The following is a 3,705-nucleotide window of genomic DNA, read 5'->3' on the forward strand; positions in this document are numbered from 1 at the left end:
GCAACCGACGTGCTCGCCGACCACGCCGCCCGCACGGCCCCCCTCACCGACCAGGACGTCCACGAACTGATCACCGCCCCGCGCTGCGCCCCGCTGCTCTTCGGCGCCGGCGGCACGGGTCACGGCCTGTCACGTCCGGCGCAGCCAGTCGTCGGCGATGCCGTGCACGGCGGGCTCGTCGGGGTGGACACGGCTGTCGTCCAGCCGGTGGGTGAGCCGGTCGACGACGGCGACCACCCCGTCCGCCTGCCGGGTCATCGACACGGCGATCTCACGTTCGCTCTTGCGTTCGATCTCTCCGGTGAGGGTGACGACGCCGCCCGTGACGGACACGTCGACGCTGCCCGGCGCCAGCCACAGGGTGCCCACCAGCACGTCCTCGACGACCCTGCGGCGTATCTCGGCGTCGGGCCGCAGGAACACCGCCAGCAGATCGCGCCGGGTGACGATGCCGACGAGACGGTCCTCGTCGTCGACGACGGGCAGCCGTTCGACGCGGTGCCGGGCCATGGTGCGGGCGGCCTCGGCGACGGTGACGTCGGCGTGGACGGTCACCGGCGGTGTGCTCATCAGCCGGCCCGCGGTGCGGGCGCGGGCCCGGGCGGCGCGCCGGTGCGCGGAACGGCGCGGGAGGGGGATGCGCCACCGCTTCGGGCGTTCCTCCGGGCGGGCGGCGTCGGCCTGCCGGGCGAGCAGGTCCGTCTCGGAGACGACGCCGACGACCTTCCCGTCCTCGTCGACCACGGGCAGTCCGCTGACGCCGTGCTCGGCGAGCAGCCGCGCCACCTCCTTGAAGGGCGTGCCGTACGTGGCCCGGACCACGTCGGTGGTCATCACGGAGCCGACCTTGTCGTGTTTCATGGGTGCCGCCTCCTCAGCGCAGTCGGCGCAGGTAGGGGTCCTGGGGCGGGCGCGGCAGCAGCCGTATGCGCGCGTCGAGCACGGTGACCGTGTCGCGTGCCGCGAGCACGGGGTTGAAGTCGGCCTCGGCGAGCTGGGGCAGGTCGCTCGCCATGCGGGACAGCCGCAGCAGCAGCTGCTCCAGTCCTTCGAGGTCGGCGGGACGGCCGCCGCCGGCGCCGAAGAGCAGCGGGGCGCAGCGCGGGGCGGTGATCAGTTCGTGGACGTCCTGGTCGGTGAGGGGGGCCGTGCGGGCGGCGTGGTCGGCGAGCACGTCGGTTGCGGTGCCGCCGAGGCCGAACAGCACGAGCGGGCCGAACACCTCGTCCTGGACGACGCCGGCGAACAGTTCGGTGCCGCGCTCGGCGAGGGGCTGCACGACGACGCCGGTGAGCAGGTCGCCGAACCGGGTCTCGAAGTCGCGGTACGCGGCCCGGACCTGGGCGTCGCCGCGCAGGTCGAGGTGGACGGCGCGCTCCGCGGTCTTGTGCACCAGGCCAGGCCAGTGGGCCTTCATCACCACGCGCCCGTCGGCGCCGCGCATCCGGTCGGCGGCGAGGACGGCGTGGTCCTCGCTGTCGGCCCACGCCCAGGGTTGCTGGGGGATGCCGTAGCAGTCGAGAAGTTCGGCGCAGGTGCGCGGGTCGAGGGGGCCTCCGTCGGGGTGCGCGGCCAGGTAGGTGTCGACGACGGCGCGGGCGCGGGCGGTGTCCACGCCGTCGAGCGGCGGCACGGTGCCGGCGGGCCGGTTCAGCCAGGCGGCGCGGTGGGCGGCGTGGGCCAGCGCGCGGGCCGCGGCCTGCGGTTCGGCGTACGAGGGGACGGCCGTGCCGCCGGTGGCGGGCAGCAGCTCTACGGGCAGGGCCTGTTCCAGGCGGACCAGGGCGACTGGTTTGGGCCGCCGCCCGCCCGCGGCGGTCACGGCCCGTACGAGGTCGTCGCCGGTGGCGGCGGACACCGCGGTGGGCACGAGGACGACGAGGACGGCGTCGATGCCTGCGTGCCGTTGCAGTGCGTCCAGGCAGGCGCCGAGGTCGTCCTCGGTGACCGCGGCGGTGGCGTCCACCGGGTTGCCGGCGGTGGCGCCTTCCGGCAGTACGGCGCACACCTCGTCGACCAGGGAGGGGCTGAGCGCGGGAAGGGTGAGCCCGGCCTCGGCGCAGGCGTCGGCGGCGAGGACACCGGCGCCGCCGGCGTTGGTGAGGACGGCGATGCGGGGTCCGCCGGGCAGCGGCTGGGAGTGCAGCAGCGCGGCGGCCTCCAGGAGTTCGCCGACCGACCGGGTGGCGATGATGCCGGCCTGGGTGAACAGCGCGGCGCGGGTCATGGTGGGGGTGGCGGCGGCCACGGTGTGGGAGGCGGCGGCGCGACGGCCGGCGTCGGTGCGGCCCGCGTCGACGGTCAGTACGGGCATACGGCGGGCGACGCGCCGGGCGGTGCGGGAGAAGGCGCGGGGGTTGCCGAAGGACTCCAGGTGCAGCAGAGCGAGGCGGGTGCGGCCGTCGCTCTCCCACCACTGCAGCAGGTCGTTGCCGGAGACGTCGTACTTGTCGCCCAGCGACACGAACGTGGACACGCCGATGCCGAGCCGGGACAGCCCGTCGAGCAGGGCGATACCGACGCCGCCGGACTGCACGGCGACCCCGGCGGTGCCCGGGCGCGGGTGCGCGGCGGCGAACGTGGCGTCGAGGAGCAGCGCGGGGTCGGTGTTGGACAGGCCGAGGCAGTTCGGGCCGACGAGCCGCATGCCGTGGCTGCGGCACGCGGCCAGCAGCTCGCGGGCCTGGCCGGCGTCGAGTCCGGCGGTGACGACGAGGAGGGCCCGCACGCCGGTCTTGCCGCATTCCTCGGCGACGGAGGGCACGGCGGCGGCCGGGACGGCGACCACGGCGAGGTCGGGGGTGCGGGGCAGGGCGGCGACGGACGGGTAGGAGGGAACGCCGAGGATGGAGGCCGCGGCCGGGTTCACGGCGTACAGCCGGTGCGGGTAGCCGCCGCTCTTGAGGTGGTGCAGCAGCGCGCGGCCCACGGATCCGGGGGTGCGGCCCGCTCCGACGACGGCGACGACGCGGGGTTCCAGCAGGGGGCGGAGGCTGAGCACATCGGCGGTGCGGCCACGCGCCTCGACGGCCGACAGGTAGGCGTCGTCGGGGTCCAGGCGGATCCTGCAACGCACCTCCGGTCCGTCGAAACGGCGGGTGATGCGCAGGCCGAGGTCGGTGAAGAGGCGCAGCACCTCGTGGTTCTCGCTGAGCGCGTCGGCGGTGAACGCGGTGACGCCCTCGGTGCGGGCCGCGGACACCAGGTGCTCGACGAGCAGGGTGCCGACGCCGCGGTGGTGGTCGCCGTCGGCGACCGCGACGGAGATCTCCGCCTCGGGCCCCGGGGTGTCGCCGGTGTCGTACTCGGCGAGGCCGATGACCCGGCCCTGCCGCTCGGCGAGCAGCGCCCCGTGGCCGGGGCGGGGCGGGGCGCAGGCCCGGTCGGCGGCCTGCTCGGCGGAGCGGCCGCCGGTCGTGAAGAAGCGCAGGCGCCGGTTCTCCGGGGACATGTCCTCGTAGAAGCCGCGCAGCCGGTCGTGGTCGGCGGGGCGCACCGGTCGGATGCACACCGTGGTGCCGTCGGCGAGCAGGGCGTGCGCCGTGGGCCGGCTGGGCGCTTCGTCGGCCATCGCGAGTCACCTCCGGGAACCCGTCGTCGCAGCCAGCGTGCGGCGCGGGGACGGGCCGGCACATGGGCTGACCGGGGACGGCAGGGGGGCCGGTCGGCCCTGATACCGCGGGGCGGCCGGACGGGGTCCGGGGG

Annotated in this window: 2 protein-coding genes; both read right to left on the minus strand. The window is 76.0% G+C overall.

Annotation, left to right across the window (positions count from 1 at the left end):
* Positions 1-129: 129 nt before the first annotated feature.
* Positions 130-861, minus strand: a complete 732-nt coding sequence (locus MTQ10_RS28815; protein WP_247473296.1) for a CBS domain-containing protein — start codon at positions 859-861, stop codon at positions 130-132.
* A gap of 13 nt (positions 862-874) precedes the next feature.
* Positions 875-3,571, minus strand: a complete 2,697-nt coding sequence (locus MTQ10_RS28820; RefSeq protein ID WP_247473297.1) for a bifunctional acetate--CoA ligase family protein/GNAT family N-acetyltransferase — start codon at positions 3,569-3,571, stop codon at positions 875-877.
* Positions 3,572-3,705: the final 134 nt, after the last annotated feature.

The organism is Streptomyces sp. XM83C (genome assembly GCF_023072675.1).
GTDB classification, from domain to species: domain Bacteria; phylum Actinomycetota; class Actinomycetes; order Streptomycetales; family Streptomycetaceae; genus Streptomyces; species Streptomyces thermocoprophilus.